Source organism: Serratia liquefaciens (assembly GCF_027594825.1).
Lineage (GTDB): Bacteria > Pseudomonadota > Gammaproteobacteria > Enterobacterales > Enterobacteriaceae > Serratia > Serratia liquefaciens_A.
The window spans coordinates 3522009-3538325 of the sequence record NZ_CP088930.1 but is presented as its reverse complement, the minus strand read 5'-3'; the positions used below and the strand labels follow the sequence as shown (position 1 = coordinate 3538325).

The following is a 16317-nucleotide window of genomic DNA, read 5'->3' as shown; positions in this document are numbered from 1 at the left end:
GTGATAAAAATTAGCGACGGCCTTTCCAGTAGCCGGATGTCTGGTGCCAAACCTTGCCGGCGGTAGTCATTACCCGTCGCAGCTTGTCTTTACCGAAGATATTGACGTGCGGGATTGAACTCATCAGATCGTAACGATCCGATCCCTCGCTCATGCCCTCTGCCAACACTTTGCAAACGATATGACTCGGCGTTACGCCAAAGCCGGAATAGCCCTGCACATAAAACACGTTGTCATGCTGCGGCAAGGTGCCGATCTGCGGGAACAGGTTGGCGCTGCAACACAGCGGCCCGCCCCAGGCCAGGTCGATCTTCACGTCGTGCAGGTACGGGAACACCTTGAGCATCAGGTTGCGGTTCCAGGCCTTAAGATCCGAGGGAATGTATTCGATCAAGCGGGTGGCACTGCCAAACAGCAGCCGGTTTTCATTGGTCACCCGGTAGTAATCGATCACCGGGCGGATATCGCTGTAGGCACCGCGGATCGGGCTGATCTGGCGGATCAGCTCTTCAGGCAAGGGTTCGGTAGCCAGTTGGAACGCGTAGGTATTGATGGTTTTGTCGTAGATGAACGGCTCCATGCCGTTGAGAAAACCGTTGCACGCCCACAGCATCTTGTTGGCACGCACTGAGCCCATGGCGGTGCGCACTTTGATGCGCGAACCGTATTCCACGCCCAGCACGCTGCTGTTTTCGAAGATTTTCACGCCGTAGCCGCTGAGCGCCTTCGCCTCGCCCAACAGCAGGTTGAGCGAATGCACGTGGCCGCCGCCCATGTGTTTCAATGCGCAGGTGTAGGCGTCTGACCCCACGACCTGCTTCACCTCTGCGCCGGTGTAGAGTTCAATCTCTTCATCCGGCGAGACCGCCTTGAATTCCTTCAGCCAGCTGCGCAGGGTTTTCTCCTGGCGTGCATTGCTGCCGAGGTAGCCATAGCCAAAACAGAAATCGGCATCAATCTCGTACTTCTTGATGCGTTCGCGAATAATCCCGGCGCCGAGGTTGCTGATTTTGAAGATGGTTTCCAGCCCGGAGGGGCCGACGTGGCGTTTGATTTTTTCCAGATCGTGGCCGATGCCGGCCATCACCTGCCCGCCGTTGCGGCCGGTGCCGCCGTAACCCAGATAACGCCCTTCCAGTATGGCGATATTGGTGATGCCCCGCTCAGCCAGCTCCAGCGCGGTATTGATGCCGGAGAAACCGCCGCCGATGATCACCACGTCAACGTCCAGATCTTCTTCCAGCGTCGGGAAGCGCAGATCGTATTTTTTGGTTGCCGCGTAGTAGGTTAACGATTCGATATTATTGTTCACTGTCGCACTCCCGAAGACCCTATGCCATAACATCGGATTATCAGGAGGTCGGCGCGACGTCGCCATGTCCCCTTAGGGACATTCGCAACAAATAATTAACACTCAGGCGCTGCGACGCAGCGGGGTGGCCAACAGCAGATTGAACAGTTCGGCCTGCGAACCGATCGCCAGCTTGCTGTAGATGTTCTTGCGGTGGTTTTTCACCGTTCCCAGACTGATGAACAGCCGATCGGCGATTTGCTGCGAACCGCAGCCGTCCAGGATCAGATCCACTATTTCGCGCTCACGAGGTGTCAGCAGATAACGTGCCTGCACCGCATGATCCATCACCCTTTCAGGCTCTGCCGGAGCGACGATCACTTCGCCATGCAGCCGCGCTACGCTCTTGAGCAGCGTCAACGCATCGCGCAGCTCAGCCAACTGCGGATAACGCACGCCCACCGACTGGCGCGCCGAGCCGAAAAACACCCCCAGCCCGCGTTCGGGTGTCAGGGGCAGCAGCACGCCGGCTTCATCATGCCAGCCGGTCTTGCGGTAAAAGTTACGGTAATAATCAGTATGGTAGAAGCCGCAGGGAGCCAACTGGCGCAGGGTCAGCACCTCGCCACCGCCGCCATCATTCAGCGCCTGGTAAAACGGATCCTGCAGGTAAGCGCCCTGTTGATAGAGTTGATTGACCGCGTCACTGTTTTCTCGCTCGGTTTTGATCAGGCAACGCGGTGCCTGGCCGCGTTCAAACGCGTAAACAATGGCGCTATCAAAGGCGAAGAACCCTTCCAGCCAGGCCAGCAGGTTGGGATAGAAACCTTGGGTTGCGACTGCGTCTATCACTGCGGATAATCGTTCCACCTGAATATTCATCTTCGCCCCGCCATTATTAATAAATTAACAATCACTTTATTCCGGCTACGCCGTGGCCTGTTTGTTATAGAAAACACTCAATAGCGCCAAATGCAACCGCATAATCGTTTACATGTTAAACAAATCACACCTTCGCCAGATTATTGCGGCGGGGCCGAATGAGGCTGGATTAATATATTAACGGAATCCCTGTCAGGCAGAGAAAAGCAGTGGTTCAGCCGCAGAGGCTGGCTTATGCTGTGATTTTCGCGTGCCAAGGAGAGAACATGACTATCAGCCTGACCATTGCCAACCGCCATACCTGGTTCGGCCACGGCAGCATCAGCCAACTGATCCCGCTACTGACCGCCGAACCACAGCCGACGCTGCTGTTTAGCTGCCGATCATTCCTCAATGGCGCGGTGTATTCCTCACTGGCAGACGCATTGACGCCGCTGCTGCTCGGCACCGAAATCGTCAGTCACGAGGCTTCGCCGCAAGAGATAGATGCCTGGGTCGCGCGTTGGCGCGGCAAGGTGCGACGCGTGGTAGCCATTGGCGGCGGTAGCGTACTGGATGCTGCCAAGGCCTTTGCCGCGCTGGTCGAGCACCCGTTGCCCACCCTGCGCTATATGGAAAAGATCGGCGACACAAAAATCAGCGGTGCAACCCTGCCGCTGATCGCCATCCCCACCACCGCCGGTACCGGCAGTGAAGTCACGCAGAATGCGGTGATCACCGACACCCAGGTGAGCAAGGTGAAAGCCTCGCTGCGCCATAACAACTTTGTGCCGCAGACTGCCATCCTGGATCCACAGCTGCTGCAGGGTGCGCCGGACAAGGTGCTGGCCTACTGCGCCATCGACGCCTTTACCCACCTGTTCGAGGCCTATCTGTCCAAAACCGCCAACGCTATGACGCGCGAGATGTCGCTGACCGGCATCCGCCACTTCCTGCAGGCCTGGCCTGCGCTCAACCGCAGCGCCGAGGCTCATGAAGCTATTATGCAAGCCTCCTATCTTGGCGGCCTGACGCTGAGCGCCGCCGGGCTGGGAGTGATCCACGGCATCGCCGGTGAGATTGGCGCCCTGCGCGACTATCACCACGGCCAGGTCTGCGGCCGCCTGCTGCTGCCGTTCCTCGAACTGCTGGCGAAAAGCGAACAACCGCAGCAGAGGGCGCTGATGGCTGAGCTTGCCGCCCGTCTGTTCCCCGAGCAGCATGACAGCCCGGAACGCTACCTGATCGACTTTATTACCCGCAATGCCATCGCCAGTTTCTGGCAGGATGACCTGACGATTTCCGCTGACGAACTGGCGGTGACGCTGGCAAAATCCAACAGCAAGAACTCGCTGATCGACTACAGCGCGCCGCAGCGGCAGCAGATGATCGAAGGCGCATTCCGCATCGAATGATTATATAATCAGATCAAAGTAATAGCGGGAGATTGGACATGGGCATCATCAGCTGGATTTTCACCGGCATCGCGATTGGCATCCTGGTCGGCTTGCTGATCAAGATTTTTGGCAAGAAGAAAGATCAGTAAATATTAAGCTGTTCCATGAGCCGCCAGCAGGCATTCGTGGAACAGCTTGACCACCCGCTGCGGGCTGGGCGAACGCCGCAGCACGCTGGAATATTCGCAGTGATAACGGAACAGCGTCGGTTTGATGGCGCGCATCATATTTTGCGCGACAAAAAACGCTGCATAGTGGTCGGGAAGAAAGCCGACGTACTTACCGGAAAGAATTAGGGTCGCGATCGACTCCTGGGCAAACCCCGTTGCCTTGCGATGTAAATGCTGCTGCAGGCTCAGTTCCATATTCGGCGAATGGTAGCCTAATCCGGCAAAGGCATAATTGTGCAACAGATCCCAATTAAGTATTTCATGGTTAGCGGAAAATAATTCATGCTGCGCGCCACAATATAAGAACATCCTCTCATGAAATAACGAACTATAAGATAAACTTTCCGCACTGCGGTGCATGGGAATAATGCCAATTTGAAATTGGCCGTCAATCACGCCGCGTTCAATGGTATTTATCGGCTCCACATACATTTGCAAAGAGACATCCGGCGCCTGCTCGCTGAATAAGGCGATCGCCCGGCCGATATGCGCCTGAGGATTACTGACGGTATGGTCGAATATCGCCACGTGCAGCTGTCCTCCCAGGCGTTGATGCACATCATCCACCCCACGGTGAAAGGCCTCGGTCGCCGCCAACAGATTCACGGTTTCCTGATAAATCAGCAGCCCTTCGTCAGTAACCGCAAACCCTTCGCGCCCGCGGTGGCACAGCGTCAGGCCCAGCCGCTGCTCCAGATCCTTGATGTGCTTGCTGATGGTCGACAGGCTGATGTTCAGCTCCAGCTCGGCGGCACTCATGCCGCCACAGTCGACCACCGCCTTGAATACCCGCAGCAACCGCAGATCCATATCCGATAACTGGCCCAACAATGCGCGCTTTTTTACTTGCATAAAACCTTAAGTAAGTTTCGACATATGATTATTCACATTAGTGAAGAAGCAGAACATAGTCAATTTCACTCAACATTTCATTAACACGCTTATTTATACCCTATGGCTTTTAAGTTACGGCTAGGCGGCCAGCTCGCTCATCCCAGATATTGTAGGGGCGCTGCATGCTGCGCCCGCATTAATCGGGGCGAATTTATTCGCCCCCTACAGTAACTGGGGTGACAAATCTGCCGGTGGCCGATTTGAACGCTGCCCGCAGGGGTATGGCCCATGGACGGGCCATATAACTGAGTGCAGATAACAACGCTGTAACTTAAAAGATGACGGGTATATTTAATTAACCGTACCTGTTCTCCCCCTCGGAGGGAAAAATGGCTGATTTAAATCACCGTGAAAATAAAGCCGACCGTGAATGGTTAGAAGCACATTGGATGCCCTTTACCGGCAACCGTAATTTTAAAGCCAACCCGAGAATGATAAGCCACGCGCAAGGCGTTTATTATACTAGCCAGGACGGTCGCAAAATTTTTGACGGATTATCCGGGTTGTGGTGCTGCGGGTTGGGCCATGGCCGCCAGGAAATTGCCGATGCCGCTCACCGGCAACTTTCCCGATTGGATTATTCCCCGGCGTTTCAGTTCGGCCATGCCTTATCTTTCGAGCTGGCTAACAAAATCAAGGCCATGACCCCGGCCGGGCTGGACTACGTGTTTTTCACCGGCTCCGGCTCCGAAGCGGCAGACACCTCGTTAAAAATGGCTCGTGCCTATTGGCGAGCCAAAGGCCAGGCGGGAAAAACCTGTTTTATCGGTCGCGAAAAAGGCTACCACGGCGTTAACTTTGGTGGCATCGCGGTGGGCGGCATTGCCGGCAATCGTAAAGCCTTTGGTGCCAGCGCCGAAGCGGACCACCTGCCCCATACCCAACTGGCGGGAAATGCCTTTTCACGCGGCATGCCCGAGCAGGGGGCCGAACTGGCGGAGGAACTCAACCGCATCATCGCACTGCGTGACGCCTCGACCATCGCCGCGGTGATTGTCGAACCCTTCTCCGGCTCGGCCGGGGTGATCGTACCGCCGGTCGGTTATCTGCAACGCATCCGCGAGATCTGCACTCAACACAATATTCTGCTGATTTTTGACGAAGTGATCACCGCCTTCGGCCGCTGTGGTGCCTTGACCGGCGCCGAGGCATTCGGCGTCACGCCGGACATCATGAATATTGCCAAACAGGTCACCAACGGCGCACAACCGATGGGCGCCGTGGTGGTTCGGCCCGAGATTTACCAGGCCTTCATGGCCACCGATGAACCGGAATATTTGCTCGAATTCCCGCACGGCTACACCTACTCCGCCCATCCGGTCAGCTGTGCGGTGGGGCTGGCGACGCTGGATATCATTGAACGCGAGAAGATGATCGAACGAGTGCAAGCGTTGGCCCCCCATTTCGAACGGGCGGTGCACGGTTTGCAGGGATGCAGCCACGTCAGCGACATTCGCAACTTTGGCCTGGCGGCAGGTATCACGCTGGCGGCCCGGCCGGGTGAGGCGGCACGCAGGCCATATGAGGTGGCGATGCGCTGCTGGGAAAGCGGGTTTTATGTCCGCTATGGTGGCGACACCCTGCAGTTGGCACCGCCGTTTATCAGCAGCGAGGCGCAGATCGATTCGCTGATCAACGCCCTCGGCGACGCTATCAACGCAACCGAATAATAAAGGAGCGCAAGCCATGCCAATTGCACATTGGATCAACGGCCAGTCCGCCACCGGCGGCACCCGCAGCCAGCCGGTCTACGATCCGGCTACCGGGCAGTCATATCAGGAGGTGTTGCTGGCCGACCGCGCCACGGTAGAAAGCGCCATCGACGCCGCCGAACGCGCTTACCCGGCCTGGCGGGATACGCCACCGCTGAAGCGGGCCAGAGTGATGATGCGTCTAAAAACGCTGCTGGAACAGCATGCCGATGCCATCTGCCGGTTGATCACCGTCGAACATGGCAAGGTGCTCAGTGACGCCATGGGCGAACTGCAGCGCGGTATCGAAAACATTGAGTACGCCAGCTATGCACCGGAGCTGCTGAAAGGCGAGCACAGCAAGGACGCCGGGCCAGGCATCGACAGCTGGAGCGAGTTTCAACCGTTGGGGGTGGTGGCGGGCATCACGCCGTTTAACTTCCCGGCGATGGTGCCGCTGTGGATGTGGCCGATGGCGGTAGTGTGCGGCAACACCTTTGTACTGAAACCCTCCGAACGCGTCCCTTCCTCCACGTTGTATATCGCTCAACTGGCGTCCGAAGCCGGGCTGCCGCCGGGAGTGCTGAACCTGGTCAACGGCGACCGCGAGGCGGTGGACACCCTGCTGCACGATCCCCGGGTCAAATCCGTCAGCTTTGTCGGCTCTACGCCGGTCGCGGAGCACATCTACCACACCGGTTGTGGTCAGAACAAACGGGTGCAGGCGCTGGGCGGCGCGAAAAACCATGCGGTGGTGCTGCCGGATGCCGACATCGCCGGCAGCGTTAGTGCGCTGATGGGCGCGGCGTTCGGTTCCTGCGGACAGCGCTGCATGGCCATCCCGCTGGTGGTGGCAGTGGGAGACGACACGGCCGATGCGCTGGTCGCCGGGCTACAGCAGCAAATGGCGGCCATGCGGATCGGCGCCGGTAGCGATAACCGCAACGACATGGGGCCACTGGTCACCCAACAGCATTATGAAAAGGTGAAAGGCTATATCGATCGGGGCGTTGAAGAAGGCGCCACCCTGGTAGTCGACGGCCGCAAGCTGGCAGTGCGGGAAGACAGCGGGCAAATCAGCCAGGGCTATTTCCTCGGCCCTACGCTGTTTGACCACGTGCGACCGGGAATGAGGATTTATCAGGAGGAGATCTTCGGCCCGGTGCTGGGCGTGGTTCGGGTCGGCTCGCTGAAAGAGGCGATGGCGATGATTGACGCCCACGAGTACGGCAACGGGACCTGCCTGTTCACCCGCGACGGCGAGGCGGCACGTTATTTTTCCAATCATATTCAGGTCGGTATGGTGGGGATCAACGTCGCGCTGCCGGTTCCGGTGGCCTACCACTCGTTCGGCGGCTGGAAACGCTCGCTGTTTGGCGACCTGCACGCCTACGGCCCGGATGCCGTCAGGTTCTACACCAAGCGCAAAACCATTACCCAGCGCTGGCCCTCTTCCCATGACGCCCAGCATGCCACCTTCAGCTTCCCGTCCGGGCAAGGGTAATCTCATAATAAACATAATGATTTTTTAGGGGCGAAGAAATTCGCCTCGTTTTCCACGCGCTCCATTTAATCAGGCCCGGGCAGCGGCATGCCATCGCAATGCTCTCCCGCACGACCGCCGTCCGTAAAATAATCCACTAACGCGTTAATGGAGTTTTGAATGACTGAGTCCACACCAGAACACAAATTCAAAGGTAATCTCAGCGTCCTCGACGTGGTGATGATTACCGCCTCCGGCGTCACGCCCGCCAGCTCCATTTTCGTTATTGCTCCACTGGCGATCGCCAGCGCCGGCAGCGGTGCCTTTATCTCATTTCTGATCGCCGCCTTTATCGCCGCCACCATCGCCCTGTGCTATGCCGAACTCGGCGCGGCGCACCCCAGCGCCGGGGGTGAATACAGCATTATCAAACGCCTGTTCGGCACCCTGTGCGGACTGCAAACTTACCTGTTTATCCTCAGCGCTGCGCTGTTCGTGCCGGCGGTGCTGGCCACCGGTGCAGTGCCTTATCTGAACACCGCGCTGGGGACTCAGTTCGACGCCTCTACCGCCGGGATGATCACCATCCTGATCGGCGGTGCCTGCGCCATTTTCAACATCAAGGCCAATGCGCTGCTGACCGGCACCTTTTTGGTGGTTGAAATCGCGGTGCTGGGGTTAATCGCCTGGTTGGGCTTCAGCAACCCGCACCAAAGTGCGGACATCCTCGTCGCGCCGGTGATGCTAAACCCCGAAGGCGTGTTGGCGCCGGTTTCCGTACCGCTGATCGTCGCCATGGTCGGCGTCGCGCTGTTTTCCTATAACGGCTACGGTGCCGCGGTGTATATGGCGGAGGACATGCGCGAACAGGGCAAACCCATGGCCACCGCCATCATGCTGACGTTGGCGATCGTGGTACTGGTCGAGCTGCTGCCCTTTACCGCTTTGCTGATTGGCGCGCCGTCCCTGACGGAAATGGCCAAACAGGCCGATCCGGTCGGCTACGTGGTCAGCCAACTGGGGGGGCCGACGCTGGCGCGGGTGGTCAGCGGTGCGATTTACCTGTCGGTGTTTAACGCCATTATCGCCATCGTGGCGCAGTTTAGCCGCATGATGTTCTCCAGCGGGCGTGACGGTTTTTGGCTGCCGCAGGTGAACCGGGCATTGAAAATCATCCACCCGCGTTTTGGCACGCCGTGGATCGCCACCCTGCTGTTCGGTATTCCCTCCGCGCTGTTGGCCTTTTGCTCCAACCTCGGCGATCTGACTTCCTTTACCGTGATCCTGCTGCTGCTGGTGTACATCATCATGGCGGTCGCCGCGCTGATCAGCCGCCGCCGAGCACGCTTCCACCACCCGTACCTGATGCCGCTGTGGCCGCTGCCGGTGGCGATCGCGCTGATCGGCTGCCTGTATGTGTTATGGACAATTTTGATCGCCAGCAGCCTGAAAGACTTTATTATCATCGCCGGTATCCTCTGTTTTGGTCTGCTGCTGAGTTACATGCGCACCCGGCAGGCTATCCCGCACGTTGAACCCTCAATTGAAGGAGAATAACCATGTCGCAGCGCGCTCAGGATTTGGGCATTAAAATCGGCCACGGCGTTGCCGGCCCGCTGAACGCCATCACCGATGTGCCCGGCGTTCGCGTCGGCCACGCCAGCATCCACGCCGATTTGGCCGAGGGGCGCAGCGTGCGTACCGGCGTCACGGTGATCGAACCGCGTGCCGGTCAGGCGCGACAATCCCCCTGCTTTGCCGGCGTGCATGTGCTTAACGGCAACGGCGACGCCACCGGGCTGGAGTGGATCCGCGAAGCCGGCCTGCTCACCAGCCCAATCGCCTTCACCAACACCCACAGCGTCGGCGTGGTACGTGACAGCCTGATCGCGCTGGAACGCGAGGCGCTGCCGGCCGGCGACGCGGTGTACTGGAATATGCCGGTGGTGATGGAAACCTTCGATGGCCTGCTCAACGACATCAACGGTTTTCACGTCAAGCCTGAACATGTGCGGCAAGCACTGCAGGCGGCACACCAAGGGCTACCCCAGGAAGGTGCCGTCGGCGGCGGCAGCGGGATGATCTGCCATGAGTTCAAGGGCGGCATCGGCACCGCTTCGCGCCGCCTGCCTGCCGATCGCGGTGGCTGGACGGTGGGTGCCATCGTGCAGGCCAACCACGGCAAACGCGCGTCGCTGCTGGTGGGCGGTTACCCGGTGGGCCGTCATTTGGCACATATTCACTCGCCGTTCACGCCGCAGCTGCCGCACCCGGGCATGGGGTCGATCGTCGTCACCCTGGCCACCGACGCCCCGCTGTTGCCGCACCAATGCGCCCGTCTGGCCCAACGCGCCAGCATCGGCATTGCCCGCACCGGCGGCGGTACCGAAGACTCGAGCGGCGACATTTTTATCGCCTTCGCCACCGGCAATGACGGCCTCCCCCCTGCCGACTACGCCAACAAAGGGGCCTTTACCACTCCGCTGCGCATGGTGAACAATGATTACATCTCCGAGCTGTTTGCAGCCGCGGCAGAAGCGGTGGAAGAGGCGATTATCAATGCCCTGCTGGCCGCCAATACCGTTTCCGGTAATGGCCATCGGGCGGAAGGACTGAGCGCCGAACAGTTGCTGACGGCACTGGAAAAAAGCGGCTGGCGGAAATAATCCGGTGAAGCCCAGAACATGGGTGCTGCATTAACAGGGGTAAATCGGGTCGAACGTGTTCGACCCTTGCCGGTTCAGTCTTGACGAGGATTTGCCGACACTCTCAGGACTCGCCGCCCGGTTTGGGCGTCGGGTAGTCGTAATCCAACTTCAGCGGTTCGGCGTACAGGCTGTCCCACAGTTGGCTGTACAACTTGTCCAGCCGCAGGCTCATGTTCGCGTCGTGCAGAACAATCTCCAGATTACGCGAATTGTCCAGATAGCCGCCGGTCCAGTTGCTGGTGCCCACCCAGGCGATCCCGCCGTCGATGGTCATGATTTTACTGTGGATCACTCGGGCAAATGGGATAAACCCGCTGCTGGCCGGTGGAATGGTGACAATTCTCACCTGTACGTTCGGCACCACCGCCAGGCTCTTCAGCCAGGCGATATCCGGCTTTTTGGTATTCCAGTTGGCGACCATCAGCTCAATCTGCACACCGCGCGCGGCGGCGCTGCGCAGGGCGTTATCGATCACCGCGTAGTAAGGCCGTGTGCGGTCCGGGCCAAAAGACAACGGCGCATAGTCCATTACCTGTACCCGCACCCGCTGCCTGGCGGAAGCCAACAGGCGCGGCAGCTCAAGCTGCGAGTCAATCACGCCCACCGGATTGTAGGCGCGTGGGCTGGCGATCAGGTAATTGCCCTGCGGCGTTTCCGCCGTGGGTTGGTACGTCAGTTGGGGCACCGGTTTATCCGCCGCCAGCAACGCCTGCGCCTGCCAGTCCTGTTCGAAGATCGCCTGGATCTGCCCCACGACCCCGGCATCGCTGATGCGCAACCCGGTTTCATGGATGTGTGCCAGCGCGCGCCAGTCAAAGTTCTGGCTGCCGACAAACGCCTGCTCACCGTCCACCAGCAGGTATTTGGCATGCAGAATGCCGCCGCTCAGCCGCTGGTAAGGGATGATGCGCAGCTCCAGATTCGGGATCGCCTTGAGCTGTTCCAGCGTTTCGGGAGTAGAAATGCGGATGCCCTTCTCCTCCATCAGGAAACGAATTTTTACCCCACGTTCCCCCGCCGCTTTAAGATGCTGCAGCACGCCATCCAGCAGCGAACCCTGTTGGTTCGCCACGTAGAACTGGCCCAGATCGATGCGGGTTTTCGCCGCATCAAACATCTGCTGCCACACCTCGGCCGTGTTGCGCAGGTCATCCGCCTGCAACGCAGTTTCTACCGGTGCGGTATACACCAGCTCGTAGCCGGGAATTTCAAAGCGCGCCGCCGCATTCTGGCTCAACATCAACAGACAACCACCCCATAACGCAGTGTAAAGGCGGCCCAGTGGCCACCGTGAATGACGGCCATTAGGCATAGCGCGGCACCTCGCTGTCAACCCGTTGCTCGCGGCTGCCGTTTTCCGGGCGGCTGCCCGGCGCACCGGCGCGGATCAGCAGCACCTTCAACAGTTCGTTAATCCGCTCCATGCGGCTTTGCAAATAGTTGTTCCCCACCAGGCACAGCAGCGCGATGGCGATACCCAACCCGGTGGCGTACAGTGCGGTGCCCATCCCGGCAGAAACCAGGCTCGGTTCGGACACCCCCGAGGCAGCCAGTGCCTTAAAGGTTTCGATAATCCCCATCACCGTACCCAGCAGCCCCAACAGCGGCGCCGCGGTAACGATAGTTTCCAGCAACCACAGGCCTCTCGCCATCAGCGGCTTGCTCAACAAATACTGAGCGTCGATCAGATCACCGATCGCCTCGCGGTCACCGGCACGATGTTTTTGCTCCAGCACCGGTGAAATCACCGCCAGCGGCAGGCTGTTGCGCTGGGTCAACTCATCCGGCAGATCGGCCGTGCGGTGCACGTCCAACGTCAGCGCCTGCTCCAGTCGACGCGCCTGACGTTGGGTATAGGCAAAGTACAACGCACGTTCGATAATGATCACCAGTGCAATCGCCAGCGCGGCGTACATCACGTAGAAAATAATGTCGTGTAATAGATTGGCATTCATCGTTCAGTCCTCTTACCCGTCGTCTTTCAAGCCGCAGCGTTGTTACCTGCACTCGCTCATCCCAGTTACTTACTTAAGTAAGCGCCTGGGGATGAGCGAGTTGGCCGCCTGGCTGCAACTTGAAAGCCGCAGGGTATAAATAGTTAAAAGGTGGCTTCCAGCGATACGCTGAAGGTACGTTCTTCACCGACGTTGTAGTAAGGCGTGCTGGCCCTCACGCCGTTATAAGGTGCGGCGTTGAAGGTCGTGGTACGCACCGAAGTCAGGTACTCCTTGTCAAACAGGTTGCTGATGCCAAAACGGAGTGCCGCACTCTTGACGATCTTCTTGTCCACCGGCAGATGCACCCCCGCCGCCAGATCGAATACCGTACGGCCGCCAATCTTCTCGTCATTGGTCAGGTCGCCGTAGAACGCACTGACGTATTTGCCGCTCACGCTGCTGTAATACAAACCGTCGTCATAACCCAGGGTTACGTTAAGCAGGTTTTTGGGCACGTTCGGCACCTCTTTGCCGCTGGTCGGCAGCGGCAGGCCGCCGTTGCTGACAATGTCGCTCTTCTGCTTGGACTCGGTATAGGTGTAAGAGGTGTAGTAGTTGAAGTTATGCGGCAGTTGGCCGCTCCACTCCAGCTCCAGCCCTTTGTTCTCTACGTTGCCGATGTTCATCATCTCGTAGTCACCGGCCGGGTTGGTGGTGGAGATTTGACGGTCGCTGTAGCGCATGTAGAACAACGAGGCGCTGAGCAGCATATCTTCACGCTCGAAGCGCCAGCCCAGCTCATGGTTCCAGCTCAGCTCCGGTTTGGTGCTGATAGAGTCGCCGACGTTGTACAACACATAGTTTGGCGGGGTGCGCATGTTGCGCGTCAGGTTATAAAACATCTGGTTTTCCGGGTTCAGCTTGTAACTGGCGCTGAAGTTAGGCAGCAATTCATGGTATTTGGCATCACGCTTTTCCGGCACGTTATACAGGCTGCCCTTGTTATCGCCTTTTCGTTCAACGTACTGATAGGCCAGCCCGCCGACGAAAGTCCAGTCCGGCGTCGCAAACCAGGTGTCCTGCAGCCACACTTTTTGCGCCGGGGTAATGGTGTACTGGTTACGCCCCTGTACGGTTTTGCCGTTGGCGTCCTTCACCTGATCGGAACCGCCCAGTTTGCCCGAGAGTTGTTCCGGGTTGCCGTCGTCCTTGATGCCGATAAACGGTTGGGTCTGCGACTGGCGCGCACGCTCATACCAGTAGCCAATATCCAGGCTGTGCTGATCGTTGATGTCCCACTTCAGCTTGGTGGTAATGCCCGGCCGCCAGGTCTGGGTCCAGGAAGGACGGTAATAGGTGTTGGACTGCAAGTTGCTGAGGTCATACTGACCGGCCCGGTCCGAGGTATTGGACAATACCGATGCCGTCTGACCGCTGAAGCTGCCGCCGTTCCCCCAGTAGTAGTACGGCTGCAGGGTCAATGCCAGGTTGTCGCGCAGCTGCAGCTTCTGGGTGAAGGTCAGGTTGAAATTGTCAAAAGGATTGCGGTTGAGCTTGTAATACTTGTTCAACTGGCCCCGGCTGTTGTAGGACGGCGTGGTGTCATAATCGCCACGGGGGTCCTCCGCGAACTGCGCCTTGCTCAGGGTGTTGTAGTTAACGTTATTCTGCTGGTTGTACTTCATGATCAGGTTGCTGCTGTTGCCGTTACCGTCTTCATACAGCGAGTTCATCTCGAACTTGTTGGAGTACAGACGCCCTTCCCCGCGCCACTTTTTGGCCTCGGTGTGCGAATAGGAGATCCAGTTGCTGAAGCCGTTGTACTCACCGGTCTCCAGACGGGCAAAGGTTTTGCTCAGGTTGTTGCTGCCCAGCGTCTGTTTGACGAAGCCGCCGAAGTCTTTAGACGGACGCCGCGTCACCAGGCCAATATTGCCACCGCTGGAGCCAATGTGCGGGCCGTCGGCTTCCGAAGAGCCTTGGGTGACGAACACTTCCCCCAGGTTCTCCGAATCACCCAGCAGGTTCGGATAAACCGCATAGTTGCCGGAGTCGTTGATCGGGATCCCGTCCATCGACAGGCCGATTTGATCGGAGTTCATGCCACGCATGGTGTAATCGACGCCGCTCAGGCCGCTGGCGTCGTTGCTGTTGACGTTCAGGCCAGGCGTATATTTCAGCTTGTCGATGGCGTTGGCCGCCGCCGGCATTTTATCCATCGCCTCTTTGGTGACGGTGGAACGCGACTTGGCGCTGTCCTCCTGCACCATCATGCCGCCCCCCAGCGACTGCCCTTTTACGTTGATGGTGCCAACGTCGGTCGAGTCCGCTGCCAGCACTGCACCCGGCAACATCGCCGACATCACTGCCAGATAAATCCCAGATCGATTGAAAGATTTCATTGTTTCCATCCCCTAAAAATCAAACTGTTATGCCAGGCCTCAAGGCGCCTGATAATTGAACGTGGCTGAAAATCTTTTGGTTGTCTGCCCGTTGAAAGCCTCACTTGGGAACGGCTTCACCTGGCTGATACTTTGCAAACTGCTCAGCGCCGCACGGTTGAGCAGCATGCTGGGGGCCTTATTGGTGATGCCGGACGAGATCACCCGACCGCTGCGATCCACCTCCAGCCACACCTCGACGTTGCCCTGCGGCCGTTCAAGCGAGGCCTGTCGCCCGCTGGGATAGCGCTTGCGCTGCTCCAGCTCATGGCGCAATGCCTGCAGATAACCGTTTTCGATCGCCTGCGCGTTCACCTTCGGGGCCGCCGGAGCCGGCGGAACAGGTTGTGCGGCGGGCTTGCTGACCAGGGTTCTCGGCGCTGTCGGCACCGCGACCGGCCTGGCCTTTTCCACCGGCTTGGCTTTCTCCTTCACCGGCTTGGGTTTGGGTTTCGGCTGCGGCTTGGGCACCGGTTTGGCCTCGACAATCGGCTCAGGTGCAGGCACCACGGGTTCAGGAAGGGGCTCAGGTTCCGGCGGCGGTGGCTCGGGTTGCGGTGGGGTTTCAACCGGCGGCTCCGGTTCCGGCTGTGGCTGTGGCTGAGGTTCCGGCTCGACCAATGCCAGCTCCATGGCGGTTTCGTCATAGCGCGGCTGAATTTTCAGCGCCGCCTGTTGGCTGGCGAACAGCACGCAGCCCACGACGATCAGCGCCGGCAACCAGCTGAAAAGGTGACGTGAACGATAGAGCAGATACATGTCACAGCTTCCGTGTGGCGATGGAGACGGAGAAGAAACCGCCCTGACGCAGGTTATCCATCACCGCGACCAGGCGCTCTACCGCAACGCCTTTGTCGCTGTTGACGATAATGGTGGTGGTCTGGTTTTCCTGCTGCTGTTGCTTCAGCGTGCTGACCAGCGCGCTCAGCGCAATGGGCTGACCGTCCAACTGCAGTTGTTCCTCAGCGCCCAACGTGATGATCGTCTTCTTCTGCGGTTTCAATTGCTGAGCGCTACCGGCGGACGGCAACTGAGTCTTCAGCCCAAGGGCCGGGATCACGTTCAGGCTAATCAACACAAAAAACACCAGTAAAAACATCATCACGTCGATCATCGGGATCAGTTCGATGTGCGCTTTGTTCTTTTTCGGCTCGTTCCAGTTACGCATGACACGCCCTCCCAAAAGCAAAGCAGCCAATATAGAGAGCCTATGTTTATCTTTTGTTACGTTTGTGTGATCTTATTTTCACAATGCAGCGATTTTGAGAGTTTTTTCTCAGACAATTACTGGTCGGAGGGGATATATAACCAATTAATTAACGATGGTTTTTTGAGGAATAATTATCAGGAAGGATTTATAGCGGTGATGCATAGGCAGGTAATC

General features: G+C 58.2%; 13 protein-coding genes. 5 read left to right on the top strand and 8 right to left on the bottom strand.

Annotated elements, in window-relative coordinates; all coding sequences use genetic code 11:
* Nucleotides 1-10: 10 nt before the first annotated feature.
* Nucleotides 11-1312 (bottom strand): NAD(P)/FAD-dependent oxidoreductase, encoded by a 1302-nt coding sequence (locus LQ945_RS16155; RefSeq protein ID WP_270101227.1) that lies wholly within the window; start codon nt 1310-1312, stop codon nt 11-13.
* Nucleotides 1313-1414: 102 nt separating this feature from the next.
* Entirely contained in the window at nt 1415-2173 is a 759-nt protein-coding gene (locus LQ945_RS16150) for a response regulator transcription factor (protein WP_270101226.1), read from the bottom strand.
* 266 nt (nt 2174-2439) lie between these two features.
* Between LQ945_RS16150 and LQ945_RS16145 the strand changes: the two genes are divergently transcribed.
* Entirely contained in the window at nt 2440-3567 is a 1128-nt protein-coding gene (locus LQ945_RS16145; protein ID WP_270101225.1) for an iron-containing alcohol dehydrogenase, read from the top strand.
* Between the two features lie 134 nt (nt 3568-3701).
* On the opposite strand, the gene LQ945_RS16140 is transcribed toward LQ945_RS16145, so the two are convergent.
* On the bottom strand, nt 3702-4631 hold the full coding sequence (locus tag LQ945_RS16140; protein ID WP_270101224.1) for a LysR family transcriptional regulator: 930 nt from the start codon (nt 4629-4631) through the stop codon (nt 3702-3704).
* A gap of 371 nt (nt 4632-5002) precedes the next feature.
* Here LQ945_RS16140 and LQ945_RS16135 point away from each other — a divergent pair, with 371 nt between their 5' ends.
* The 4 genes from LQ945_RS16135 (at nt 5003) to LQ945_RS16120 (ending at nt 10513) form a co-directional block, all read left to right on the top strand.
* A complete protein-coding gene (locus tag LQ945_RS16135) occupies nt 5003-6343 on the top strand; it encodes an aspartate aminotransferase family protein (RefSeq protein ID WP_270101223.1) in 1341 nt (446 codons plus the stop codon).
* Between the two features lie 16 nt (nt 6344-6359).
* Nucleotides 6360-7868, top strand: a complete 1509-nt coding sequence (locus tag LQ945_RS16130) for a CoA-acylating methylmalonate-semialdehyde dehydrogenase (protein WP_270101222.1) — start codon at nt 6360-6362, stop codon at nt 7866-7868.
* 159 nt (nt 7869-8027) lie between these two features.
* Entirely contained in the window at nt 8028-9404 is a 1377-nt protein-coding gene (locus LQ945_RS16125) for an APC family permease (protein ID WP_270101221.1), read from the top strand.
* Nucleotides 9405-9406: 2 nt separating this feature from the next.
* The gene (locus tag LQ945_RS16120) at nt 9407-10513 is read left to right on the top strand and encodes a P1 family peptidase (RefSeq protein WP_269934919.1); all 1107 of its coding nucleotides are present in this window, start codon (nt 9407-9409) and stop codon (nt 10511-10513) included.
* 103 nt (nt 10514-10616) lie between these two features.
* Here the strand turns inward: LQ945_RS16120 and LQ945_RS16115 are convergent, their stop codons facing one another.
* From LQ945_RS16115 to LQ945_RS16095, 5 genes are all read right to left on the bottom strand, one after another.
* Nucleotides 10617-11867: a phospholipase D-like domain-containing protein gene (locus LQ945_RS16115; protein WP_270101220.1), complete on the bottom strand. Its 1251-nt coding sequence runs from the start codon at nt 11865-11867 to the stop codon at nt 10617-10619.
* Nucleotides 11860-12510 (bottom strand): MotA/TolQ/ExbB proton channel family protein, encoded by a 651-nt coding sequence (locus LQ945_RS16110; RefSeq protein ID WP_020825059.1) that lies wholly within the window; start codon nt 12508-12510, stop codon nt 11860-11862. Before LQ945_RS16110 ends, LQ945_RS16115 begins: the two co-directional genes overlap by 8 nt.
* Before the next feature lie 143 nt (nt 12511-12653).
* Nucleotides 12654-14894 (bottom strand): TonB-dependent receptor family protein, encoded by a 2241-nt coding sequence (locus tag LQ945_RS16105; RefSeq protein ID WP_270101218.1) that lies wholly within the window; start codon nt 14892-14894, stop codon nt 12654-12656.
* 39 nt (nt 14895-14933) lie between these two features.
* The gene (locus tag LQ945_RS16100) at nt 14934-15692 is read right to left on the bottom strand and encodes an energy transducer TonB family protein (RefSeq protein ID WP_270101217.1); all 759 of its coding nucleotides are present in this window, start codon (nt 15690-15692) and stop codon (nt 14934-14936) included.
* Nucleotide 15693: 1 nt separating this feature from the next.
* On the bottom strand, nt 15694-16101 hold the full coding sequence (locus LQ945_RS16095; protein WP_270101216.1) for an ExbD/TolR family protein: 408 nt from the start codon (nt 16099-16101) through the stop codon (nt 15694-15696).
* Nucleotides 16102-16317: the final 216 nt, after the last annotated feature.